Origin of the sequence: Halodesulfovibrio aestuarii DSM 17919 = ATCC 29578, assembly GCF_000384815.1 — a bacterium.
Lineage (GTDB): Bacteria > Desulfobacterota > Desulfovibrionia > Desulfovibrionales > Desulfovibrionaceae > Halodesulfovibrio > Halodesulfovibrio aestuarii.
The window spans coordinates 1-22716 of record NZ_ARQF01000021.1 but is presented as its reverse complement, the minus strand read 5'-3'; the positions used below and the strand labels follow the sequence as shown (position 1 = coordinate 22716).

The 22716-nt window shown below is 43.7% G+C and carries 27 protein-coding genes; 8 read left to right on the top strand and 19 right to left on the bottom strand.

Going from position 1 to position 22716, the window contains the following annotated elements; translation table 11 throughout:
• Nucleotides 1-35 precede the first annotated feature (35 nt).
• The 10 genes from F461_RS0110775 to creA all read right to left on the bottom strand — a co-directional run bounded on the left by F461_RS0110775 (nucleotide 36) and on the right by creA (nucleotide 8953).
• Nucleotides 36-593, bottom strand: coding sequence for a helix-turn-helix domain-containing protein (locus F461_RS0110775; RefSeq protein WP_020001169.1), 558 nt, complete (start codon nucleotides 591-593; stop codon nucleotides 36-38).
• Between the two features lie 240 nt (nucleotides 594-833).
• Nucleotides 834-2261: a chromosomal replication initiator protein DnaA gene (gene dnaA / locus F461_RS0110770; protein WP_020001168.1), complete on the bottom strand. Its 1428-nt coding sequence runs from the start codon at nucleotides 2259-2261 to the stop codon at nucleotides 834-836.
• A 504-nt stretch (nucleotides 2262-2765) separates the two neighbouring features.
• Nucleotides 2766-3488 carry an FAD-dependent thymidylate synthase gene (thyX, locus tag F461_RS0110765; protein ID WP_020001167.1) on the bottom strand — a complete coding sequence of 241 codons (723 nt, stop codon included), beginning with the start codon at nucleotides 3486-3488 and terminating at the stop codon, nucleotides 2766-2768.
• Nucleotides 3489-3522: 34 nt separating this feature from the next.
• Nucleotides 3523-4491, bottom strand: coding sequence for a Holliday junction branch migration DNA helicase RuvB (gene ruvB / locus F461_RS0110760; protein WP_020001166.1), 969 nt, complete (start codon nucleotides 4489-4491; stop codon nucleotides 3523-3525).
• Between the two features lie 2 nt (nucleotides 4492-4493).
• Nucleotides 4494-5096: a Holliday junction branch migration protein RuvA gene (gene ruvA / locus F461_RS0110755; protein ID WP_020001165.1), complete on the bottom strand. Its 603-nt coding sequence runs from the start codon at nucleotides 5094-5096 to the stop codon at nucleotides 4494-4496.
• Nucleotides 5097-5422: 326 nt separating this feature from the next.
• Nucleotides 5423-5869, bottom strand: a complete 447-nt coding sequence (gene ruvC / locus F461_RS0110750) for a crossover junction endodeoxyribonuclease RuvC (protein WP_051089218.1) — start codon at nucleotides 5867-5869, stop codon at nucleotides 5423-5425.
• Nucleotides 5870-6243: 374 nt separating this feature from the next.
• Nucleotides 6244-6993 carry a YebC/PmpR family DNA-binding transcriptional regulator gene (locus F461_RS0110745; RefSeq protein WP_020001163.1) on the bottom strand — a complete coding sequence of 250 codons (750 nt, stop codon included), beginning with the start codon at nucleotides 6991-6993 and terminating at the stop codon, nucleotides 6244-6246.
• Between the two features lie 114 nt (nucleotides 6994-7107).
• The gene (locus tag F461_RS0110740; protein ID WP_020001162.1) at nucleotides 7108-7719 is read right to left on the bottom strand and encodes an RlmE family RNA methyltransferase; all 612 of its coding nucleotides are present in this window, start codon (nucleotides 7717-7719) and stop codon (nucleotides 7108-7110) included.
• Nucleotides 7720-7935: 216 nt separating this feature from the next.
• The gene (locus F461_RS0110735; protein ID WP_020001161.1) at nucleotides 7936-8475 is read right to left on the bottom strand and encodes a 3'-5' exonuclease; all 540 of its coding nucleotides are present in this window, start codon (nucleotides 8473-8475) and stop codon (nucleotides 7936-7938) included.
• A 1-nt stretch (nucleotide 8476) separates the two neighbouring features.
• Nucleotides 8477-8953, bottom strand: a complete 477-nt coding sequence (gene creA / locus F461_RS0110730; RefSeq protein WP_020001160.1) for a protein CreA — start codon at nucleotides 8951-8953, stop codon at nucleotides 8477-8479.
• 219 nt (nucleotides 8954-9172) lie between these two features.
• Between creA and F461_RS0110725 the strand changes: the two genes are divergently transcribed.
• Complete coding sequence (locus F461_RS0110725; RefSeq protein WP_020001159.1) at nucleotides 9173-9664, top strand: universal stress protein; 492 nt, start codon at nucleotides 9173-9175, stop codon at nucleotides 9662-9664.
• A gap of 23 nt (nucleotides 9665-9687) precedes the next feature.
• On the top strand, nucleotides 9688-10200 hold the full coding sequence (locus F461_RS0110720; RefSeq protein ID WP_020001158.1) for a universal stress protein: 513 nt from the start codon (nucleotides 9688-9690) through the stop codon (nucleotides 10198-10200).
• Between the two features lie 64 nt (nucleotides 10201-10264).
• Here the strand turns inward: F461_RS0110720 and F461_RS0110715 are convergent, their stop codons facing one another.
• From F461_RS0110715 to F461_RS0110700, 4 genes are all read right to left on the bottom strand, one after another.
• Entirely contained in the window at nucleotides 10265-10603 is a 339-nt protein-coding gene (locus F461_RS0110715) for a tRNA-binding protein (RefSeq protein WP_020001157.1), read from the bottom strand.
• A gap of 119 nt (nucleotides 10604-10722) precedes the next feature.
• Nucleotides 10723-11529, bottom strand: coding sequence for a helix-turn-helix domain-containing protein (locus tag F461_RS18700; RefSeq protein ID WP_020001156.1), 807 nt, complete (start codon nucleotides 11527-11529; stop codon nucleotides 10723-10725).
• Between the two features lie 119 nt (nucleotides 11530-11648).
• Entirely contained in the window at nucleotides 11649-12668 is a 1020-nt protein-coding gene (locus F461_RS0110705; RefSeq protein ID WP_020001155.1) for a type I glyceraldehyde-3-phosphate dehydrogenase, read from the bottom strand.
• 63 nt (nucleotides 12669-12731) lie between these two features.
• Complete coding sequence (locus F461_RS0110700) at nucleotides 12732-13103, bottom strand: hypothetical protein (protein WP_020001154.1); 372 nt, start codon at nucleotides 13101-13103, stop codon at nucleotides 12732-12734.
• Nucleotides 13104-13771: 668 nt separating this feature from the next.
• On the opposite strand from F461_RS0110700, the gene F461_RS17705 reads away from it, so the two are divergent.
• Nucleotides 13772-14671, top strand: a complete 900-nt coding sequence (locus tag F461_RS17705) for a LysR family transcriptional regulator (RefSeq protein ID WP_020001153.1) — start codon at nucleotides 13772-13774, stop codon at nucleotides 14669-14671.
• 73 nt (nucleotides 14672-14744) lie between these two features.
• A complete protein-coding gene (locus tag F461_RS0110690; protein ID WP_020001152.1) occupies nucleotides 14745-15116 on the top strand; it encodes a hypothetical protein in 372 nt (123 codons plus the stop codon).
• A 36-nt stretch (nucleotides 15117-15152) separates the two neighbouring features.
• On the opposite strand, the gene F461_RS0110685 is transcribed toward F461_RS0110690, so the two are convergent.
• Complete coding sequence (locus F461_RS0110685; RefSeq protein WP_020001151.1) at nucleotides 15153-15656, bottom strand: universal stress protein; 504 nt, start codon at nucleotides 15654-15656, stop codon at nucleotides 15153-15155.
• A gap of 167 nt (nucleotides 15657-15823) precedes the next feature.
• Here F461_RS0110685 and F461_RS0110680 point away from each other — a divergent pair, with 167 nt between their 5' ends.
• The gene (locus F461_RS0110680) at nucleotides 15824-16462 is read left to right on the top strand and encodes a nitroreductase family protein (RefSeq protein WP_020001150.1); all 639 of its coding nucleotides are present in this window, start codon (nucleotides 15824-15826) and stop codon (nucleotides 16460-16462) included.
• A gap of 45 nt (nucleotides 16463-16507) precedes the next feature.
• On the opposite strand, the gene metF is transcribed toward F461_RS0110680, so the two are convergent.
• Entirely contained in the window at nucleotides 16508-17380 is an 873-nt protein-coding gene (metF, locus tag F461_RS0110675) for a methylenetetrahydrofolate reductase [NAD(P)H] (RefSeq protein WP_020001149.1), read from the bottom strand.
• A gap of 195 nt (nucleotides 17381-17575) precedes the next feature.
• On the opposite strand from metF, the gene F461_RS0110670 reads away from it, so the two are divergent.
• From F461_RS0110670 to F461_RS17695, 3 genes are all read left to right on the top strand, one after another.
• On the top strand, nucleotides 17576-17833 hold the full coding sequence (locus F461_RS0110670) for a hypothetical protein (protein ID WP_020001148.1): 258 nt from the start codon (nucleotides 17576-17578) through the stop codon (nucleotides 17831-17833).
• A gap of 49 nt (nucleotides 17834-17882) precedes the next feature.
• On the top strand, nucleotides 17883-18713 hold the full coding sequence (locus tag F461_RS17700; protein WP_020001147.1) for a phosphodiester glycosidase family protein: 831 nt from the start codon (nucleotides 17883-17885) through the stop codon (nucleotides 18711-18713).
• Nucleotides 18714-18861: 148 nt separating this feature from the next.
• Nucleotides 18862-19158 (top strand): FmdB family zinc ribbon protein, encoded by a 297-nt coding sequence (locus tag F461_RS17695; RefSeq protein WP_020001146.1) that lies wholly within the window; start codon nucleotides 18862-18864, stop codon nucleotides 19156-19158.
• A gap of 53 nt (nucleotides 19159-19211) precedes the next feature.
• On the opposite strand, the gene F461_RS0110655 is transcribed toward F461_RS17695, so the two are convergent.
• The 3 genes from F461_RS0110655 to F461_RS0110645 form a co-directional block, all read right to left on the bottom strand.
• Nucleotides 19212-20153 carry a cation diffusion facilitator family transporter gene (locus F461_RS0110655; protein ID WP_020001145.1) on the bottom strand — a complete coding sequence of 314 codons (942 nt, stop codon included), beginning with the start codon at nucleotides 20151-20153 and terminating at the stop codon, nucleotides 19212-19214.
• Nucleotides 20154-20184: 31 nt separating this feature from the next.
• Nucleotides 20185-21024 (bottom strand): HesA/MoeB/ThiF family protein, encoded by an 840-nt coding sequence (locus F461_RS17690; RefSeq protein WP_020001144.1) that lies wholly within the window; start codon nucleotides 21022-21024, stop codon nucleotides 20185-20187.
• A gap of 219 nt (nucleotides 21025-21243) precedes the next feature.
• Nucleotides 21244-22134: a universal stress protein gene (locus F461_RS0110645; protein WP_020001143.1), complete on the bottom strand. Its 891-nt coding sequence runs from the start codon at nucleotides 22132-22134 to the stop codon at nucleotides 21244-21246.
• Nucleotides 22135-22716 lie beyond the last annotated feature (582 nt).

Here is a 22716-nt window from a genome sequence, read left to right as displayed (position 1 = left end):
GGGTGCAGCAGTTCAATTACTGCACCGGAAGGAGACTAGCTAATCACGTCAAGAAAGGTTGCTGAATCACCGTCTAGACCACGCAAGGCATGAGGAATGCGTGAATCAAAGTAGATAGAATCACCGGCTTCCAGCTTATGGCGTGTCTGATCGAGCCATACTTCCAACTTGCCTTCAAGCAGATAAATGAATTCCTGCCCGCTATGCTCGTTCCAAGTAAGCTCGTTTAAATCTTTTGCAGGAACAGTTACAAGGAACGGTTCCATTTTTTTATTAGTAAACCGTGCGGCGAGGTTGAAATAGTCATAGTCAACACGGCGCTCAACACTGAGCCCTTCACCCTTGCGTACAAGAGTGTAGTCATGAAGGTGGCCTTCCTGACCTGTGATAAGAGACGTAAGGTCTACACCACAGGCTGTTGCTACATCTTTCAGATAGCTGACAGGAATTTCTGTGTCGCCCTCTTCATATAACTTTACGGTTTCAGGCTTCACTCCAATTTTTTCGGAAAGCTCTTCTACCGTCATATCCACTGCTTCGCGAAGACCAAGCAATCGGGGAGCAATTTCTTTATATGCTTTATTCTCGTGCATATTTCCTCCAAACTAACAATACAATAACTTGCTCAAAGCAGAGCTATTACATTTTTGTTAAAAAGCAAAGCTTTTCTTCCTCTACCAACCCGCTAGTTCTGCTATCAGGAACGTACAATTGCCAATGGGGATGTAAAGCAAGGCACTTTAACGTGTACCCACCTGAAAAACAAATAAGGCGCGTGCCGCATCGAGCGGTACGCGCCTTATCACTAACAAGATTACGTCCCCCGATTATTCTCAGAGGGCGGAAATTCGTCCATTTTTTTCAATCATCTTCACTGTGTTAGACACCTGACGACCTGTCGGTGTGCTACGGCTCATTTCCCGTTCAAGATTAGTAATACCCTTCAACACTGTTGAGTGGCGACGGTTAAACTGCAAACCGATCTGCTTTAAAGAAAGATCAGTATGCTTACGAGCAAGATAGAAGACGGTGTTGCGCGCTGTTACCAGCTCACGCTTACGGCTGCGTGAGTTAAGCTGATCATATGAAAGATCAAAACAGCTACAGACACAACGTACAATGGAGTCCATGTTCATGACGACTTCACGGGATGCGTAATGTCCTATGACGTCCCAAGCCATGTCCATAGAAATTCGTTCATTAAGGATACGTGCTTTCAGAATGAGGTTGTGTAAGCAGCTCTCAATCTGACGTACATCCGAATGAATGTTTTCTGCAAGCAAATCAGTCACGTTTTCTGGCAAATCTACCTGATAAAGACGAGCCTTTTTGCAAAGAATATTGCGTCGGGTTTCAAAATCCGGCTTTTCTATGTCAGCAAGAAATCCAGAGCAGAAACGGGAAACAAGCTGATTATCAATATCCTTCAAGTCACGTGGAGCAAAAGAACTGGACAGCACTACGCGGGACCCGCGGGACTGCAAAGATTTTATAGTTGCAAGAACTTCATCCTGCATGCGTTCTTTACCCTGAAGAAAGTGAACATCTTCGAGCAACAACAAATCAACATCACGATAGCGGGACTTAAACCGTTCTGTATCACGATGCTTCAAAGAAGTTACTAGACCGGTAGCAAATTCTTCAGCGGTGAGATATTCAACTTTTGGATTAACGCGATTGCTATGCTTACAGAGCTGACCACCCACCGCCTGCATGAGGTGTGTTTTACCAAGCCCCGGAGCGGAACTCAAAAAGAGTGTGCTGCAAGAAAGAGAATCACGTGTAATACCTTGTGATGCGGCAAAAGCAAGATCGTTGCTTGGTCCCACTACAAAGCTGTCGAAATCAAATCGCCAGTCAATGGCTTTAGAAACCAAGGTGTGCTGAACAGGAAGCTGCTGTTGTACAACCCTTCTGTTATCAGCACCAAAAAGTACAGGAGCAGATGCGCTCTGCGGTTCAGGCGCACGTGTAGGCTTAGGCGCAGCGGTTTGAGCTTGAGCTTTCGGCTTTACAACAGCTTTAACGGCACCCGCTACAACAGTAATAGTTGGACGTTCACTCATAACAGACGTGGCTGCTTCCGCAATATCGTTCACAAGACGCTCACGCACCCATGATGCCACGAAATCATTGGAAGCTGTCAGTCGGATAGCAGTGCCATCGACTTCAGCCTGTAGTGGTGAAATCCATACTTTGAAAATGCCGGGATTAAGGCTTTCTTGTAGAATTTCTCGGATTTGGCCCCAAATATCAATCATGGGGATGTTCCTACGTTCTTTCATGCTATTCCGCAATTCGAGTTAAACCAGTGATACCTGTTAGTCTCTACACAGGCACTATCATCTGGCTAAGTTTAACAATGTCTCGATTTATCTATCTTTTTTAATAAAACACTATTTTCAGAAGAATTATTTGACTCACGGACAACAAGCGTTGACGCGGAAGACTTTATAGTTTCCACAACACTGTGGAAAAGTTTTCAACAATTAGTACTGTCGAAAACTGAAGAATTCGCCTTTTAAGGCTAATAATCGAAAAAGGCAATCATCTGACGCACTTTTTATTCTAGCCTTTTTGTAAAAAAATATGTGGAAGCCACAATATCACTCGACTCACACGGTTTAGACAAACCGAAACAATAAATTTAACAACTTGTTATAAAAAACAAGCTTTCGCGGTTTTGTAAATTTTGTGCCCACATTGTAAATAGCAAATATACAACTAGCCAATATAGGCAGTTACACGTGATGTGAACCGATTAGTTATGGAAGCGGATAACGACCGCAGGTGAACTTCTCACCTTCAGGGCAGTACTTCAACTTCTCGCAGCGAGCACCTGCATCTTCAAAGACACACGGCAACGCATCACGACAAATTTTCAGCATTTGATCTGCCATCGCTCTAATTTCCCATTGGGCACGGGTGCAACAACGGTGTTCAAAGAAATTAATGAGGCTTCGACAGTTCATAGTGACAACAATTTTTGATTCTGCAGCTTGCGGCAACACAAAGCGGGCATCTTCCTTTGCTTTCGCACCTCGCCCGTTATCTTCGAGAATTTTTTTCAAATCCTGATACGCATCACCGACTTCTTCTAAAAATTTTTCAAAGCGAGCTTTTGCCTCTGGGATTTTTGCAAAAGCAGGTGGCAGGATGTAATCGAAGTTACTTCCATCAACATATCGCTGGCTCTGCTGAGAAAAAGACGCAATACGATGGCGCACAAGCTGGTGAGTTAAAGCACGCGAGACACCTTCTATCGCAAAAGTAAACGACACATGTTCAATGGGACTGGCATGACCGGACTCCATAACCTTACGGATGAACGCAGCTTGTTTTTCTGCAGAGATCTCCCCGTCCACAAGCTTGGTATGCATATCACCCACAAAGCCTGCATGGTAGCACTGTCTGAATGCTGCATAAATAACAGCCATTGGATCTGGCGTTGAAGCAACAAGTTCTACCCTGCATGTTTTCTGAGGCATATTTCCTCCTAGGTTATGTTTTATTGGCGCGGCCTTATGCCAGAAAATTCAAATGACGATATGCTTTGGCCGTAGCAACACGACCACGGTGCGTGCGCTTAATAAAACCGCACTGAATAAGATACGGCTCATAAATATCTTCAATTGTTTTTACATCTTCAGAACAAGCCACTGCGAGAGTCTTAGCACCTACAGGGCCGCCACCATAATGTTCAATAAGAACACTCAGCAACTTTCTGTCCATCTGATCCAATCCGCTCTCGTCAACATCCATCATCTTTAATGCGCTACTTGCAAGATCTGCATCAACAGTTCTGTTTCCCTGTACCGTTGCAAAGTCACGCACTCGACGCAGAAGTCTATTGGCAATACGAGGCGTACCACGAGAACGGCGGCCTATTTCCAACGCGCCGTCTGATGCTATGTCTACGCCTAAGATACGTGCAGTACGGGTAACAATGGTTGCGAGTTCTTGCGGAGTATAAAATTCTAACCGACAGATCACACCGAAACGATCACGTAGCGGTGATGATAATAATCCGATGCGGGTTGTGGCTCCTACCAGAGTGAAGGGTTCCAAGTCAATCTTTACAGTCCGGGCTCCAGGTCCCTGACCGATGACAAGATCGAGCTTAAAGTCTTCCATTGCCGGATACAACACTTCCTCAACGCTGATAGGCATCCGATGAATTTCATCAACAAATAAAATGTCATTACGACCCAAGTTCGTCAAAATGGCTGCCAGATCACCACTCCGTTCGAGAACAGGTCCTGAAGTGGAAACTATGTTCACTCCAAGCTCTTCAGCCATAATCTGGGATAACGTTGTCTTACCCAGCCCGGGGTTGCCGTAAAACATGGTGTGGTCCATTGCCTGACCACGCGTTTTTGCAGCTTGAATGTATACTTTCAAATTTTGGCGCAATTCCTCCTGACCGATAAAGTCATCAAGCGAGGAAGGACGAACGGATTCGTCCATGCAGATATTCTGATCAGTATCCATTCCTATCCCTTTGCAAGAGCTTTAAGCGCACTTCGAAGAGCACTACCCACGTCAAGATCCGGCTCATTTTTCAAAATAGTTTTCAGCAGTGGTGCGGCTTCATCTTCGCCGTAACCAAGGTTGGCAAGGCCGTCTAAAGCATCACGGTACACACTGGTTGCTGGAACCTCACCCTTACCGGATACAACAGGCATTTCGTCCACTTTAAGCTTATACTTTAACTCAAGAAAAATATGCTGTGCCCCTTTCTTGCCAATACCGGAAACCTGCGTCAAGGCGTTAATATCTTCCTCAAAAACAATACGGCGCAGATCATCCGGACGATATACAGATAAGATGCCCAGCGCTGTTTTACCACCAACTTTCGATATAGAAATCAAAGTGGTATACATCTGGCGCTCGTCCCATGACTCAAAACCGTACAATTCCAGTGCATCTTCACGAACGACCGTGTAGACGTAGACTGCAATATCGCCACCCTTGGCAGGGACACGATTCATCGTATGGGCAGGCAAACGGACTTCGTACCCAACACCGCCCTCTGTAACGATGATGACACTCTGCTCCGTTGTCTCTGCAATTTTACCTTCAAGATATGCGATCATGATATATGCTTTGAAAAACTTTTTTGAATGAAGTGAATCAGGAGCGACAGGCTGTACATCACAACGCGTGAACGTCTCCGGCTATCAAGAGACTATTACCCAAGACGCTCCAATAAATAAAGCTGGTTTTGCCTTTTAAACATCTATTTGCCAGAACCTCAGGCAGATGCAGGCCAACAGGATGTTAAAAATATTTTGCAAGTCTGTAGACTGCCTACTCCATACGTATAGAAAAGCAAACAGGGGAATAATCAAAGGTATAACCCAACTTGTTTCAATACCACAGCATGTTGGGGAAAGCACGCAATTAGAATCTAGAAGCGGGTCTAGAGATACTTAGCAAAGCGGCTTGTATTGAGATGGCAGACCGCGGCAGCAAGAGCATCTGACGTATCCAGAGCCCAATTGGGCTTTTTCACACCTAAAATTTGTGCCACCATAAAAGCGACCTGCTCTTTTGCAGCACGTCCGCCACCCACAATGGTCTGCTTAATTTTGGTCGGTTCATAGCTGAACACTTTCACATCGTTTGCAGCGCACGCAGCGAGAGCAACCCCACGAGCCTGCCCAAGTTTTAATGCCGACGCAGGGTTTTTAGCTGTAAATACGTTTTCCACCGCCGCAACGGTGGGTTTGTGCAATTGTACAATAGCATTAAGTTCTTTAAAAATAAGCCCCATACGGCACGCAAAATCCTTATCTGTTGCGCGAATAGCACCACAGTCTACTAACTTTGCTACGCCGGAAATCTCTTCCACTATCCCCCAGCCCATCACGCGGGACCCCGGGTCAATGCCAAGCACTCGATTTACAGTCAAAACAAACTCCACCGGTCAAATGATGATGTATCCTAAATGCTCACTATGAAGTTTCTGCATTGTCTCGTCTACTGCGGAATAGTACAACTGCAAATTAAAACACACCAATAAAAAAGGAGAGAGCTTACACTCCCTCCCTTCTTTTTTCATCTTCTGCAAAAAATCTCGAACACGGTAACGTCTAATTATACTTTAAACAAAAATGTTCTCATCTAATTGCAGTCGCGAGAGAATACCTCTCGCGTGAATGCAAGGAGCTGCCCCCTTGCCCGCCGGAGTAATACAAACTCCGTCGCCACAGGCAAAAAAGTCTTTACGTAGCAGCCAACTTATTCAGCGTTAAGCTCAGCCATTACGTCGTCAGAAACGTCCATGTTGGTGAACACGTTCTGCACGTCCTCATTTTCTTCGAGAAGATCAATGAGGCGAAGCATTTTTCTTGCACCGTCAGCGTCAAGCTCAATAGTATTCTGAGGAATTTTTGCCATTTCAGCAGATTCAATTGCGATGCCGGCTTCTTCAAAAGCAGTACGAACTGCTTCCATGTCGGTAGGCTCACAACGGATATCCCATTCTTCTGTTTCCTCGATAATATCGTCAGCACCAGCTTCAAGACCGATTTCCATTACCTGTTCCTCGGTAACAGCATCTTTCTTAATAATGATCTGTCCCTTATTATCGAACATCCAGGCAACAGAACCGGCTTCACCCATGTTACCGTTGCCTTTGTTCAAGGTATGACGCATTTCAGCAACGATACGGTTTTTATTATCTGAAGCAACTTCGATAAGGATAGCCACACCGCCGGGACCGTATCCTTCATAGGTGATCTCGTAGATATCGCCACCAGCAAGTTCGCCGGTACCTTTTTTGATTGCGTTCTCAATTTTATCTTTAGGCAGGTTTACAGCTTTAGCAGCAGCAATAGCAGAACGAAGGCGCGGGTTGTTCGCAATATCACCACTTATTTTAGCAGCAATAATGATCTCTTTTGCAGCACGAGTGAACTGCTTAGAACGTACCGCATCCTGACGACCTTTACGGTGCTTAATGTTAGCCCATTTACTATGTCCAGCCATGATTCCTCCTTACGTAGTTGCAGCTAACATACTGCAACTGGAACAATAAAAAATAAATACACCTAAACCATTCAGGGTGCTTAAAATCAAAGGAAGTCGATTTAGAAATAACTACTAGTATTCGTATTCGAATTTCTTACCGTTAAATCCAAGACCGATATAAAAAATTTCCTTACTCTCATCACGTGAACTCTTTGGCTTAAAAGACTTCACACTTTTGAAATACTTACGCATAGCAGTCGCGTATGCCTGCACATCAGGCCCCATAAAGATCTTTACAACAAAGCTTCCGTTGGGCTTCAGGCAGTAACAAGCCACATTAAGAGCCTCGTAACAAAGCTCAGCAGAACGAGCTTGATCTGTAAACTTGTGGCCTGTTGTTTTAGGCGCCATATCGCTGATCACAACATCAAACGGCATAATTTCGGCAAGTACGTCTTCAAATTCCTGAGAACGCTCAAAAACATTCTCCTGCATAAAACGAACGTTCGGTGGAAATTCTGTTTCTGTGGTTTGAAGATCAGCCCCGATAACAAGGCCATCCGCACCAACTTTCTCAGCAGCACCTAAAGACCAGGATCCGGGAGCAGCTCCAAGATCAAGCACCTTCATGCCTTTAGAAAAGATAGCAAAACGTTTATCAATTTCTTTCAGCTTATATACTGATCTCGCGGGATAATTATCTTTTTTAGCCCGCAAGAAGTAATGATCACGATATTTTTTCATAATAAAACCTGTGCATTTGTACAGTAAAGCGCAGCCAACGCCAAGCGACTTACAATCATAAGCCGCAGAATAATACAGTGCCGCCACTATACCATGGGGTAAACCAAGACAACACTAATGAAGTTGCTGCGTATAATCACATCGAAGGTATTCTTCAATGTGACGGAGAATCCGCAATGGGTGTAAAGGGAAAGTGAAATTTCTGCAAGTTTAACGCTACAGCATGTTCGGAGCAGCAAACTGAGGTTTCAAACGCAGCCCCTCAATGGCGATGCGGGCACAGGCTTCAGCATCAGATCCGGCATGGTGATGCTGGAGAGTAATCCCCAAATGATCTGATACGGTATTCAACTTATGATTCACTAAATCCGGCCAGACTTGCCGCGCTAATTTAACAGTGCACAAAAAACGCTCATCGACTACTGGCATACCAGATGCGGCAAGACAGGCAGAAAGGACAGAGCGGTCAAAGGAAGCATTATGCGCCGCCACAAAATCTACCCCTTTGAACAACGGCGTAAATTGCGGCCACACATCAGCAAAGACAGGCTCATTTTCTACGTCCTTCCAACGTATATTGTGAACACGCACGCAGAACGGACTAAAATTACTTCGCGGTGGCTGCACCAGACGGTACAGACTATCGATGATCTCACCATTCTCTACACGCACAACAGCAACGGCACAGGCGCTGTCGCGTTTTGCATCGGCAGTTTCAAAATCAATTGCAGCGAATGTTCCTTTATATCCAGACATACTATTCGCCCCACGGAAGTACAGGAACCGTGGATATTGAGTTTTTTGGCGAACCTTCTACAACACGGTCACTATAGGAGAGGTACACCAGTACATTTCGCTTTGCATCGTAGAAACGTACAACTTGCATTGTTTTAAAAAGCAGTGAGGTGCGCTTTTTAAATACAGCCTCACCATCCTCTTTACCAGCCTTCACTCGTGCCGGAATGTTGATCGGGCCAATTTGAACACAATCAACTGATGCATCTGACGTATCTTCTGCAAGTCCTAGTGTTCCGCTGACGCCACCTTTCTTTGCACGGCTCAAGTAACAGGTAACCCCGTCAATATCCGGATCATCAAACGCTTCAATAACAATTTTATCGTTAGCCCCGAGCATCTTAAATACAGTGCTCACGGAACCAATATCTTCTGCTACGGCAACAGTCGTCATACCAAACACCAGTGCCATGCTCAGTACCATCGTTCGCAGTTTCATACGCTCTCCTCTCCGAATGAATTCAAGAGGGCGATTCAACCGTAAAAACGGTATTTTTGCAAGCCTTGGCCGTTATCCCGAACAGACTCGAGCGTATCATTGGCGTTTTTGCCAATTGATGTACACTAACCAATATGCGTCCGCTGTGTGGGAGACCTGCATGTGCGCAGAATACGCTTGCACAGATTTTTGTAAGACTAACCCAATAAGGAGACGACAATGCTCCCAGAAATTAATAAAATTCTTCTTGCCACAGACCTTTCGGATGATGCAGGAGCCGCACTGCGTTACGCCATCAGTTTGTCTGAAAAGTATACTGCCGAGCTCATCCTGCTTCATGTGTTACCAGACATGAAAGAACAGCTATATTTGAATTCAGGGTTCGACTTTGCCGCCGTATACGACGACAAAACACTTAAGACGCTACTGGAAGCCGGAGCTGACAAAGCAAAAGAAACAGTAACAGAGCTTATGCGCAAGCAGTGTGAAGAACTTGCAGGTGGCGAACAGGCGTGTGCCGCCCTCAAGCTTACCCCGATAATTTCTTCCGGCAGCGCCGTTAAAAAAATTATAGAGCACGCAAAAAATTGTGATCTCGTTGTCATGGGCACCAAAGGGCACAGTAAAATTGGCGGGATACTTGTCGGAAGCGTAGCACAAGGTGTTATTGCCAAAAGTCCTACACCGGTACTTATTGTCCGTTCAGAATAACTTTAAGAGTATCGGAGTAAGCAATGCTGCCTCATATTCAAAAAATCCTGTACGCAACGGATCTTTCCGGGCCGGCCAAGCATGCCTTAGGGTACGCGCTGTCCATTGCAAAGATATATCAGGCGGATCTCATGCTTCTTCATGTTATCCCGGATTGGGCACGCAATGTAACTCTTGCTTCCGGCCTTGATTTCGCAACAATCTATAATGAAAACACCTGGCTCAAGATTAAGGATGATGTCCTTCGAGTCAGTAAAAAGCATGCAAAAGAACGCATTGAATCCGCCTATCGACAGTACAAATATGAGCTCGAAGCAGCACATATTGCCACAACTGTACATGTACAAACAGGTCATCCTGTGCACACTATTCTGCAATTCGCTCATGAAGTGGACATGATCGTTATGGGTACCTACGGCCACTCCAAACTTGGAAGTTTTTTCGCAGGCAGTGTTGCACAAGGCGTTATTGCAAAATCCAGAACACCGGTCATGGTTGTACATTTAGAAAAAGACGAAACAACAAAGCCCTTATAGAATAGAGCCAAAAAAAAGAGGATAACGCACACCACGTTATCCTCTTTTTATTTCAATGTAGCGCCTAGCAAAGTTTTGCGCCAAGTGGCACATCCTTATCAACGCCGCATAGAACAATCTCACCATCTCTGTCTGCAAAACCGGTGACAAGGCATTCAGACATAATAGGGCCAATCTGTTTTTTCGGGAAATTGACTACCGCCATAATGAGCCGCCCTACCAATTCTTCAGGAGTATAGTGCTTCGTAATCTGGGCACTCGACTTACGCAGACCGATTTCTTCTCCAAAATCGATGTGCATTACATAGGCAGGCTTGCGCGCCTCTTTAAATACTTCTGCAGATAAGATTTTTCCCACGCGCAATTCAACTTTCTCAAAATCATTCCAAGTAATAGTCTCCATCTTTATCTCTCACTCTCGATATGGTTACAGGAAAATGCTGAACAGATCTGGGAACCTGTGATTAAAAAGATATCAGACACTATTAAACCGGTCTTGAATAAAACTGACATGATTACATACTACAAAAGCTGCCGTTGCTTTTTGTATTGTCCGGGAGTTACCCCGTATCGTTTTTTAAATTGCCGGGTGAGATGACTTTGGTCTGACAAGCCAATCTGCATCGCAACAGCAGAAAAGGGAACACCATGGTCGATAAGATTGCGCGCTTTTTCCAGACGAATTTGTGTTAAATACGCATGGGGGGTCATCCCCGTTTGCAAACGAAACAGTCGGATAAGGTGAAAACTGGTGCAACCAAGCATTTCTGCCAGTTCTTCCAGCAAGATAGGAAAATCAAGATGAGCATGGAAATATTCGGCAGCCTTAGCCACCCGCCTGTCACACGTATCACGCACAGGTTGGAGGTTTCTCCCCCCGCATTGCTCAAAGAAACCTGAAAACGAACTCAACACAAGCTCATCCACCTTCAGATCATCCTGAACACCAAGCATATATTCATGCAAAGCAGTAAAACTTCGCCAAAGCCCTGCATGTTCTAAAAGCCTGATTCCCAATGGGGCTGTGTACTCGGTCTCGTAAATATGCAAATACTGCTGCTGAAAAAATTCTTCTGTACAATAAAAACTACGTAAATGACTGTTGCGTTCATCACAGGAGCGATTGGCATGAGGGACTCCAGGTTCAATCAAACTGACTGCACCTGTCTGTAAAAACTTACTGTCACCGTTCACCGTATAGTGCTCACCAGTTTCTGAATTAAGCCACAACACATACGCATCATGCAGGTGCTCCCGAAACTTGTGTCCTCCGGCACAAGAGAGAATCTCAAGTCCGGCATATCGCGATGGCGGATACACTATATTCATACAAATCACCTAATCATTTCATCCAACAAGAGGCAAGAAACGAATCCCACTGCCGGAAATAAAAAAAATCTGCCTTCTCAGGCAGATTTTTTTATTTCAACAAATTACTAAATACATCATCAGACAACTGACGCCATCTCGCTTCTCAATGTTCTTTCAGCTTCAATCATTCCGGCAACTTTTTCTGTAAGCCGCAGAAGCTGATTAGAAAAACTGGCTTCGTTATCATACCACGCTACCAGCTTAAGCATTGTTCCATCCTGTATAGCAGTAAGCTGGCCATCCACGATGGAACCAAACGTAGAGCCATTAAAGTCACATGAAACAAGCGGTTCTTCAGTATATCCAAGATGCTCATTTGCTGCCTCGCGCAGCACTTTATTTACGTCTTCCACTGTAGCGGATTTTTCCAGTTCGAAAACACAGTCAATCATCGCTACACTTAATGTAGGAACACGAAAAGCAATCCCCTGCAATCTTCCTTCCATGTCCGGAATAACTTCTGCCACTGTTTTTGCAGTACCAACAGGAGTAGGAAGCATATTCATATGACACGCACGGGCGCGACGAAGATCAGGGTAATCATCATCCAGCAACTTCTGACGTTGCGTTACCGGATGGATGGTTGTCATATACCCGTGTCTTACCCCAAAATGGTTGTGGAGATGATACAACGGGAGCGCAAGACAGTTGGTAGTACATGATGCATTTGAAATGATATGATGATCAGAGCGCAAATCCTGCTCATTCACCCCCATAACAATTGTTACATCAGCCTCCGGTGCTGGACAGGCAACAAGAACCTTTTTAGCTCCGCTTGCTATATGTTGCAGGCAATGTTCGCGAGCTGCAAAACAACCTGCCGCCTCAATTACAATGTCACACCCGCTCCAGTCCCACTCTCCATAAGCTTTCTGGGTGACTGACACAAAAGAATTGTTCAGCGAAAATCCGCCCTCAACACTTTTTGCGTCCATAAAGCGACCATGAACAGAATCGTATCGTAATAGATGCGTCGCATCTTCAGCGGACATGAGATCATTAACCGTTACAAGACGCAAATTCTCATGTCCGGAGAGTAGACGGGCAAGGTACCGGCCTATACGGCCGAACCCATTAATCCCAATAGTTACAGACATCTCTCCCCCAGCTGAAAAACACAACTTGTCGAACAAACAAAAGCTACTCGACAACCGCAGGTTCTAGGCTTCCCAAATTTCAATACTTTCATCAGATATTTCTAAATCTTCAATGAAAGCACTTGCAAATCCTTCTTCACCTTCCGGAACGATGACAACAAACTGAATATCGTGACCATCTGCAAAATCCGCAAAGGCTTTAAAACGCTGCGATGTTTCCGGTAAAGCAAAAAAATCTTTAGTAACAACATCAAAAATAAATTTAACATTCTTTCTGTTAGTTGCCTGCAGTTCCGGCATAAAACCGTTAACTTCTTCCGGCTCATCAAAACCTTCAAACCCGTAGGTACGAACATCTTTGTATCCAGAATCCAGCAACGCTTCTAATGCAGTTTCTACTAATTCATCACGCAGTTGTAACACGTCATCATGCATGTTTTTCTATGACCTTATAATATATAGTAAAAGACATTTTCCCGCCACATGCTACGCATGCAAAGCGGATCCAGTAATTTCAGCATACACTCGTACTGCATAGCTAATCCCAACAGCTTGGTCAGTCAAGACGATTACTCGCGCGCATTGCGGTTTCCCATGAATTTTTAACCAGCTCCTTCAACAAATATTTCTATACGTTTTTACTCTGTTCTTCTGCGCTAATTATTACAAGATATGATCAGTAAGAATTGAGATAAAAATATAACAAGCTTACTTTTCATATCTTCCGCGTCTGCCTTCTTACCCCCGTACTTTTTTGGGGGTTGCACTATGACAAAATTGGCGTACAGTGGTGTCTGACGCCCTTATTATCTCAAAAAAGAAACTAGTGTTTGCTCCGAGGTTCTATCTAATCTCTTTTAACACCGTTTCTACAGATCGGATAATAACCAAATGTATGTGTGATCCCTCTGCAGTACAGCTTGCTCCAGAGGGATTATTAATTCTTTAGAACAATATATCGTCGTAATTCAATGTATATGATGTTCTTTTCTTTATGAGTAAACGCTCATTATTGGCACTTACTCCTTATCTATGGATTAATTTGCAGACTATTTTGACTATCATACCAATTCCCCGTACTTTGGAATTGGTATGGAGGACTCATGAACTTTCGACAGCTAGAACTTTTTTTATCCCTTGCTAAAACGCCTAACATTTCTGTTGTGGCAAAAGAGCATTTTCTCACTCAATCTGCCGTTTCAGTTGCCATTAAAGGCCTGGAACAGGAACTTGGAGTTCAGCTTTTTGATCGTCTCAACCGCAGACTAAGCCTGAACTCCAATGGGCGCTTGCTGCTGCAAAATCTTGAACCTGTCATGGAAAATTTCCATAACGTACTTCATTCATTTGAAGGAGACTTGCTTACAGGAATTCTAAAAGTGGGCGCTTCGTCCACTATTGCCGATTACATACTACCGCAAATTCTTTTTGAAGTTTCAGACTCATATAAGAAAGTTACCATCGAAACGGTCTTTTCCAGCCCGCAAGCTATCATAGAAAAGGTAGAAAACGGCGATATTGATCTTGGCTTGGTAGAAAATGAAATCCCGAACAAGCAACTCATCTACACCCGCCTCTGCGAAGATGACCTCATCATTGTATCCACTGATGAAAATCTTGCTAAGAACGGCCCTTATGATATTGAAGAATTGCTCGACAAAAAATGGATTCTCCGAGAACTGGGTGCCGGAGTCCGCGACGCCCTTGAAGAATATATGGGACCGTTAATGAGTAAGCTCAATGTGGTTCTCGAATTAGATCACACGGAATCCATAAAACGAATTCTGCACAATCCTAATACAATTTCCTGCATGTCGCCTTTTGCCATTCAAAGAGAACTGGATAACGGAGAGGTATTCCCAATTGACATCAAGGGCCCCCCAATCAGCCGCTTCTTCTACTCCGTTACTCATAAGGTAAAATATCGTACACGATTACTCGACAAGTTTGAAAAAGCTGTAACCTCGTATCTAGATACAGATAAATTACTCTACAGAAACTAACTCCAACATCTTGCAAACAAAGATATCCGCACATAGAGTTTAAGCAGGATGATTTTGTAAAGAGGATAAGCGAATGTCATGGAATGAAATGCTGCTCATGGTGGGACAAGACTGGATGCTTTTTGGTCTTGCTTTCATTTTACTATTTATGTTCTTACGCCGCACGTTGCGTGTTGGCGGTTTCTTAGGGGTCACCGGGGTTATTACCACTGTAGTTCTTCTTGCCATGCTTTCATGGGTACAATGGAATAGATATCAAGTCTGCAATTCTATTGTGCAGATTATCACCACCGACAGTCCTGCATACAAGATCCTGACTCCGAATCAGGAGCCTATATTCAAACCTGTCATCGTAACCATCGATAACGTTCGATACATTGCTGATGCAGAAAATGAAAAATCACAAACCTATCTGCCATGGCGGGTCATCGCTATGCCCCAATAAATACTCATAAAAAGCCCACTCGTTTGTGGGCTTTTTTTATCGACATAACAGCCAAATTACGCACTTTTTAGCTTCCTGCAAAAGATACTGCGACACACTACCGAACAAATATGCATCACTGCGAGTAACTCCTCGTCTCCCGATTACGAGCGTGTTGTAATGCCCTTGCTTCAACTCTTTCAAAATAGCCTTTGCTATCAATCTCTTTCGCTCAGAATCTTCCAAAGGTTCATCACGCTCATCAAGTGTAACAAACTTGTTCGTAATGCATGAGGGATCAAGCCCTGACTGTTTTACTTCATCAACAATCTGTTCATGCACTAAAAGCTGTTTTTTATGAGCCTTAGCGCACTGTTCTTTCCATGCCCCCATACTGGAAAACAAGGAACAAGCAGGTAATTGTTCTATGGTCAGAACAAGAATGGTGTATTTCCCTCCGCATTTATCTGCGATAAGTTCCACTAATTCACGACAATACGTAAGGGCATCGCGGGCACTTTGGCTGGCATCATATGCCACAAGAATTCGCAGTTCTTTCACTGTGCATCTCCTTTAAGCAATCAACGGACTCTGCCGCTCATCCAGAAAAAGTGTATCGCTCCGGTAATATTCTTTGCATGATAACTATATTGTTATACTATTCCAGCAAGCTCAGTAGAACCATAGTACAAATCATGCTTCGGCTTAAGCCTATTACAGGAGTTATTATGGAAAAAACATTCAAGCAGATTCTACAACACAGGCGGGCAATTAACTTTTTTGATCCCGAACGCGATGTACCGGAAGCCTTGCTCCGAGAGCTCGTTGAGGACGCAACTCATTCACCGTCGAGCTTCAACTTGCAGCCTTGGAACATCATGGTACTCCGCGATAAAGAAGAAAAAATGCGCTTACAAAAACTGGCTATGAACCAGTTAAAGGTAAGTGAAGCACCCGTCACACTTATTATACTCGCAGATACAAAAGCATGGCATAAGGACAACGAGGCATTCAAACTCGTAAAAAAACATAAATTGCAGGACGGGGAATTAAAAGAAGACCAAATAGACTGGTTCCATGGTGTATGCGAACGGCTTTACGGCAAATCGCACGATTCTGAACTGGCGTTTGCGGTAAAAAACACTGCATTCTTTGCAATGTCACTCATGTATGCAGCCGCTGCTAGAGGGTTGGAAACTCATCCGATGGACGGTTTCGATCACGATGGTGTAAAAAAAGAATTCAATATTCCAGAGAACTACTGGGTTCCACTGCTTCTGGCAGTAGGACATCATGCTAAAAATGCAGAAGTTTTGCCGAAGAAAAAACGTAAGTCATATGATGAGCTAGTTCTCTCTTTTGATTAACTTTCCCTGCGGTGGGCATAGGTATACCCACCGCAGAAAAAAATCTTATAACTTTACTCTGTCTGCTAATTCCAGACACATATCAGCTTTGTTGAGCGTATAGAGATGAATGCCCGGAGCGCCTCCATCAACAAGTTGTCGAATCTGGTTCACAGCAAACTTTAATCCGGTTTCTTTTACAGCATCGTCGCCACCCTTCTCGTTTGCTTCTTCCAAAGAAAGATACAACTGTCCGGGAATGTTTGCACCACAAAGGCTTAAAATACGACGAATAGAGCTAAGTGATTGTATTGGAAGAATACCCGGAATAACAGGCTTGTTAATTCCATTACTACGTAAGCGTGATACAAAGTCGAAATATTCCCGTACATCAAAGAACAACTGTGTTACGACAAAATCACTACCGGCATCAATTTTAACACGTGTGTAGTGCAAGTCATCAGCAAAAGTCGGGGACTCTGGATGCGCTGCAGGATAACCGGCTACAGAAATACCAAAGTCCGGATGCTCGTTACTCACAAGTCCTACCAAATCAGAAGCATATCTAAGCTGCTGATCTGTCCAACTAAATTTTTCATCTGCAGGACGATCACCCCGTAAAGCTAACACGTTATGAACATCTGCTTCCCGCAGTTTATTAATAAACCCGTTAATTTTTTCCTTTGAAGCACCAACACAAGTAAGGTGGGCCATCGGCTCGATACCGGCCTCGTGCTTCATCCGAGACGTAATTTCAAGAGTGTTATCTTGTGTGGAACCTCCTGCACCATATGTAACAGAAGCGAACAATGGATTAAGCGCCTTTAAACGTTCCACAGTTGAGAAAAAAGAATCCCATTGCTTTTTCTCTTTCGGTGGAAAAAATTCAAGTGAATAAAAAGGCTTACTCTGACTTTTAATGGCATCAATAATTTTCACAAAACTACCCTCAACATTTCTATTTAATCAACCCAGTATCACTTTTGTTCATGCGATAGCTATTTATATATCAATAGAACTTGATATGTCAATATTTAAATATAGTCATTTAGTTTCATATAGACAGACTTTCAACCTAGGCGTATTAAATGTATAAGATAAAAATACAACAAACATAATGGAGAGATATTTTTTATGTATTCTTGGCAGATTATTTATTTAGTACTTGTTGTGGCGCTTGCAAGCTTTGTTCTTCTCCGTTCTCCTGAAGGAACAGCAGGAAAAATTATGACTTTTATACTTAACTGGCTTGCACCATATACTTCCATTACTATTGCTTTTGTCGCAATTTTTCAGCAAGGTTTTTTACCTGCTCTGCCATTTTTTGCCCTTGCCGGCTTCTGTTTTATTACTTTTCTAAAGCGGAGCACCAACGCAACGCAAAATAACTAACTTTCCGGCTTGACTCTTTGCAGTCACCGCCACACCGAAAATATTTTTAATGATTCATTACCGCCGCATCATACTTATAGTTGCAGCTAGCTTCATTCTGGTTTGCAACTCAACACTTCCGCTTAAAGCTGAGGTCAACTGGACGACAGTTGCCAAAGGATTATCTTTGGCTGAAATTCCCGTCGAAACAAATGGACTCACTTCTGCTACGATTACGGCGCTCCGAATTTCTCCTGATGACTATGAATTCATTCTGCTTATGCGCTCCAGAGAGGGAGATGCTTTCACACCGGAGCAATGGGCAGCACACTACAACCTTACAGCGCTTATTAATGCCTCCATGTATCTTCCGGATAACTCCAAAAGTACCGGGTACATGCGCGATAAGGAACACATAAACAATGGATTCATTCACAACAGCTTTGGTTCATTTTTTGTTGCCAATCCTAAAAAACCGGGTCTCCCTGCGGTAGACATTATAGACAGACACCAGCAACAGGATAGAAAACTACTCTCCAGCTATTCAACTGTAATACAAAACTACCGTCTCTTTTCAGCATCACTAACGCCACTATGGCCTGAAAAAGCCAGAGAAACATCTATTGCAGCTGTTGCTAAGGACATCTTCGGCAATATTGTCTTTATCCACTGCCGCACACCAATGACTGTACGAAAATTTACCAAACGTCTTCTTGAGTCCCAACTACAGCTAGTATCAGCAATGTATGTTGAAGGAGGGCCTGAAGCGAGCATGTTTTTAAATACACCAGAACTTTCCCGCACATGGGCTGGACGCTATATTGGTGATTTCTGGAATACGGAAAATAAGCAATGGAGTTTGCCTAACGTCTTGGGCATCCGGTCAAGGAAGAAGCGCTAGCCACTTGATTTTGCCCCAATGCCTTGATAGTTCTTCTACAGCCCTCGACAACGGGGCATCATGTAGCACGTACTGCAACTCAAAAATATTCAACAGACGTTGCCTATCAGGTTACGATACAAATACTTATATACATAGGAGAGCGCACATGCCTCTTTATGATTTTAACTGTCAAAAATGCAATGAAGTATTCGAAGAGATAGCCTCTTCTGACTGTACCTCTGGTGAAACCTGCCCTGCTTGCGGAAGCACTGATACAATCCGAATGGTATGCGCGCCAAGTCCTATCCCTGGAAGTGGCACCAACCGATTACCAAGCACACTCATGCGTGGCGGTGGAGCCAAATTTGAAAAAGTTCCTATGCCTAAGAAACCTATTCCACAATCAAAGCCTAACTGTCCTTCCGGCGGATGTGGCAGCTGTCCAGGCAGCTCCAGCAATTAATTTCAAAAAAAAAAGCCGAGGCAATCGCCTCGGCTTTTTTTGCTATATTATAACTAATTATTTTCCAGCCTACTTCTTCCAGGTTGATAATTCTCTCGTACAGCAGGCTTTAGCGGATCAACATGTACAAGTGCATCAACGACGTCAAACTCACTTTGCTGAAGCAGATTTTCCACTTCCTCTGCGATGGCATGTCCCTCCTCTACAGAAATAGAGCCATCAACCGAAATATGCAGGTCTACAAAAACTGCAATCCCCTGATAGCGGGTTCGCACCTTATGTACATCCTGAACACCTGCAACTGAGGATGCCAACCTCTTAAGGCTTTCAACAGTATCTTTAGGGACGCCTTTATCCACAAGCTCGTTTACAGCGGGCACCGTCACTTCCCAAGCTGCGTGCATAATAAAAAATGCGACAATTATGGAGCCCGCAAGGTCTAGCCAATGCAATTCAGGAAATATAAGTGCAACAAGCACTGAGATTGCGGCAGGAATAGAACTAAGCGCATCACTGCGGTGATGCCATGCATTAGCGACAACAGACGGAGCTTTATACAAACGCCCGTAATATGCTGTCCATCTGAATAAAATCTCTTTAACAACAATTGAAGCCAGCGCAGCCCATAGGGCCACAAACTTTGCATGGTGGACGTGTTGCTCCGAATAAGCCATTGACGCATCAACTACTATTCCCATAGCAACTGCAGCAAGCAAAATTCCAATTCCGGCAGTAATCAAGGTTTCGTAACGTTGATGACCATACGGATGGGAATCGTCTGGTGGAGCAGTCCACATACGTACACCTAACAGGAGCGAAATATCTGTTACCAGATCAGAGAGACTGTGAATGCCATCCGCAGTAACAGCCCTGCTGTTACCCATAATACCTGCGGCTATCTTTAATCCAGAGAGCAAGACGTTGACAATAAGCCCAACCCACGTGACTTTTGAAACAGCAACAATCTGGTCAACTCGTTTAACATTTTCTGACATACAATATCCATTCACAGAATTATGCAGCTTCTTATAGCACTACATTTTGAAAATTCATGTCCCTAAGGTCATAAAAAAGAAACGATTCACTTGGATTATTCCAACACAACGTTTTTAACACCTCGTTAGCCTGCATCGAGGCTGCCATAACGACTGCAGGAGCTGGGGTACCCAAAATATTTTCATCACCATCACCCGAGCCAAGCAATTCTGCGGGACCTGTTTTACCCGGCATGACCGTTCCTACGTATCCACTTAACCCCGCAACGGCAGCCGTAACCATAGGTATATTACAAACCGATGCAGCTTGCTGTATATCCAACCGAGACTCTAGTCCCCCTAGACAGTCTACAACAATATCCACGTGCTGAGCATAATCAATAAGTGCATCGCCGTGTAAAAAATGGTCAACAGCAATAAAGTTGATCGCAGGATTCACACTAGTAACACGCCGTTCTGCCTGCTTGGTTTTTTTTTCACCTAAAGATTCAACCGTTGCGTTCAGCTGACGATTCAAATTTGTTGGTTCAAAAAAATCACCATCAGCGCCGACAATTGTTCCCACACCAAGTCGGGCTAACTGTTCCACAACATACCCGCCTAAACCTCCAAGTCCTACAACAAAAACTTTAGAGCAAAGTAACTTGTGCTGTTCCTTTATCGAAATTAATGAAAAATTCCGAACATATCTTTCTGGCAAAATATTTTGTTCCAACGCAGCCTTTTCAACTTCAAGAAAGGAAACTCCTTCTGCCTTAGAAAACACTTCCACGGATTGAACCGCCAAGGTCGAAATAGTTTTACCATCTGGTAACACTAGTGGCCCACTTGCTTCCTTAATAGCATGAGATAGAACAAAATTCGTTTTCATATAAGATACACTCCCTCTGATCACCTAATCATATCAATATGCTATTCGCAAGGCAGTTCCACCCATTTTACATCAAAAAAAGCATCCTCATTGAAGGTTAACTTCTATCCGGATGGGAAAAATTAAACATTTCGATGGCACGGAGGGACGCATTAAAAAACTCCAGAAACTGGAGTTTTTTAGGCTAAACATAAGCGGAGAGAAACGAGCCTTTGGAAGCTATCCATCGATAACTTGTCCTGATTGATCGTACATAAGGCCACACCGCAGATCAAAATAATGATTTACACTCATGGTCGGGCATGGAGCATTTAGTGCTACTTGTGTCACCGTCGAACCTAAAAATGCTTTTTCAGGATCTTGTTCTTTAGAATGGTGCGCCATAACTATCAGATCAGTATTACTTTCTTGAGCTATATGTAATATTTCCACGGCGGCTTCGCCACTGCACACTTCATATCCGCACTCCTTCACTCCCCTCAGTCGAGCCTCATATTCTCTTTTTAATCGTTTCATTGATTCTGCGTTTTGAGACTCTTCTTCGGTAACATTAACAAGTCTAATTTGTGCATTATATTGCCGGGCTAATTGCCCTCCGTAGTTTATTGCACATTCTGCTTGCTTGGAGAAATCAGTTGCGACAAGTATTCTTTCAAACAAAGGCTCCTTGCACACCACATCTTTACGAATAATTAAAATAGGACATCGCGCCTTCTGGCTTACCCTTTCAAGAGTACTTCCAGCCATCCCCCACATATGGGAGCGTTTTTCTTCATATTCCTTGGTATGGGGACCCATGACGATCAGATCGGTTTTTTTCTTTCTGGCAAGTCTAAGTAATTCATTGTGAGGAATTCCCGGAACCACCATCACTTCAGAATTGGGAAGTTTTTCAAGGGAGAGACTATAGCGCTCTTCAAGTTGTTTTTTCAGTCGCTCAGTTTCCCCAGAGTGCTCCAAATGTTGAATACTACCCCAACCTTGTTCCATGCCTGCTACGTGGATAGGATAAAGATTTGCTTCAAATTTTTCCGCTAACTCTGTGGCCAGCTTCATCGCACAATCATCAATTCCGGTAAGCGAAATTCCCACAATGATGTCTTTAAACATAGCTCGCCTCTTTGGGATTATAATTTGTTATGTGGTCAAAACGTAGATCATTAAAGGAAACATTACGTTTTCGATTCAAATTGTCGAACTGCGTTGAATAGCTAGCCCTTACGATCAATAATAAGCTTTGATTAGAGTTTGTTACAAATAAGGCGCCAAGCAATACATCAAATTCTTACAGAACGCCCCAAACCAATCAGCAACCACACACTGACCTTATTAGTCAAAAAATAGCACCCCCACAGTTTATGGGCAATGAAATTTAGCAATACTTTGTTTCTTCCACATATTCAGCAGTTCAAAAATCACAAAGTAAAAGGAGAAAGGGTATCCCTTAAATGCGGATTCACAAAATGTGGTTAAGACATAATTACAGATAGGTTTGGATATATAAAGAAAGCCGGTTGTCATGCGACAACCGGCTTTCTTTTACGCTTATTCGTAAACCTGAAAGACAGAGCACTTCTTAGCGCTCTATCAGACAAAAAAAAGACCGCGTTTCATTTGAAACGCGGTCTTAAAATAAATCTTGGCAGCGACCTACTTTCCCACAGGCTCCCCTGCAGTATCATCGGCGATGGT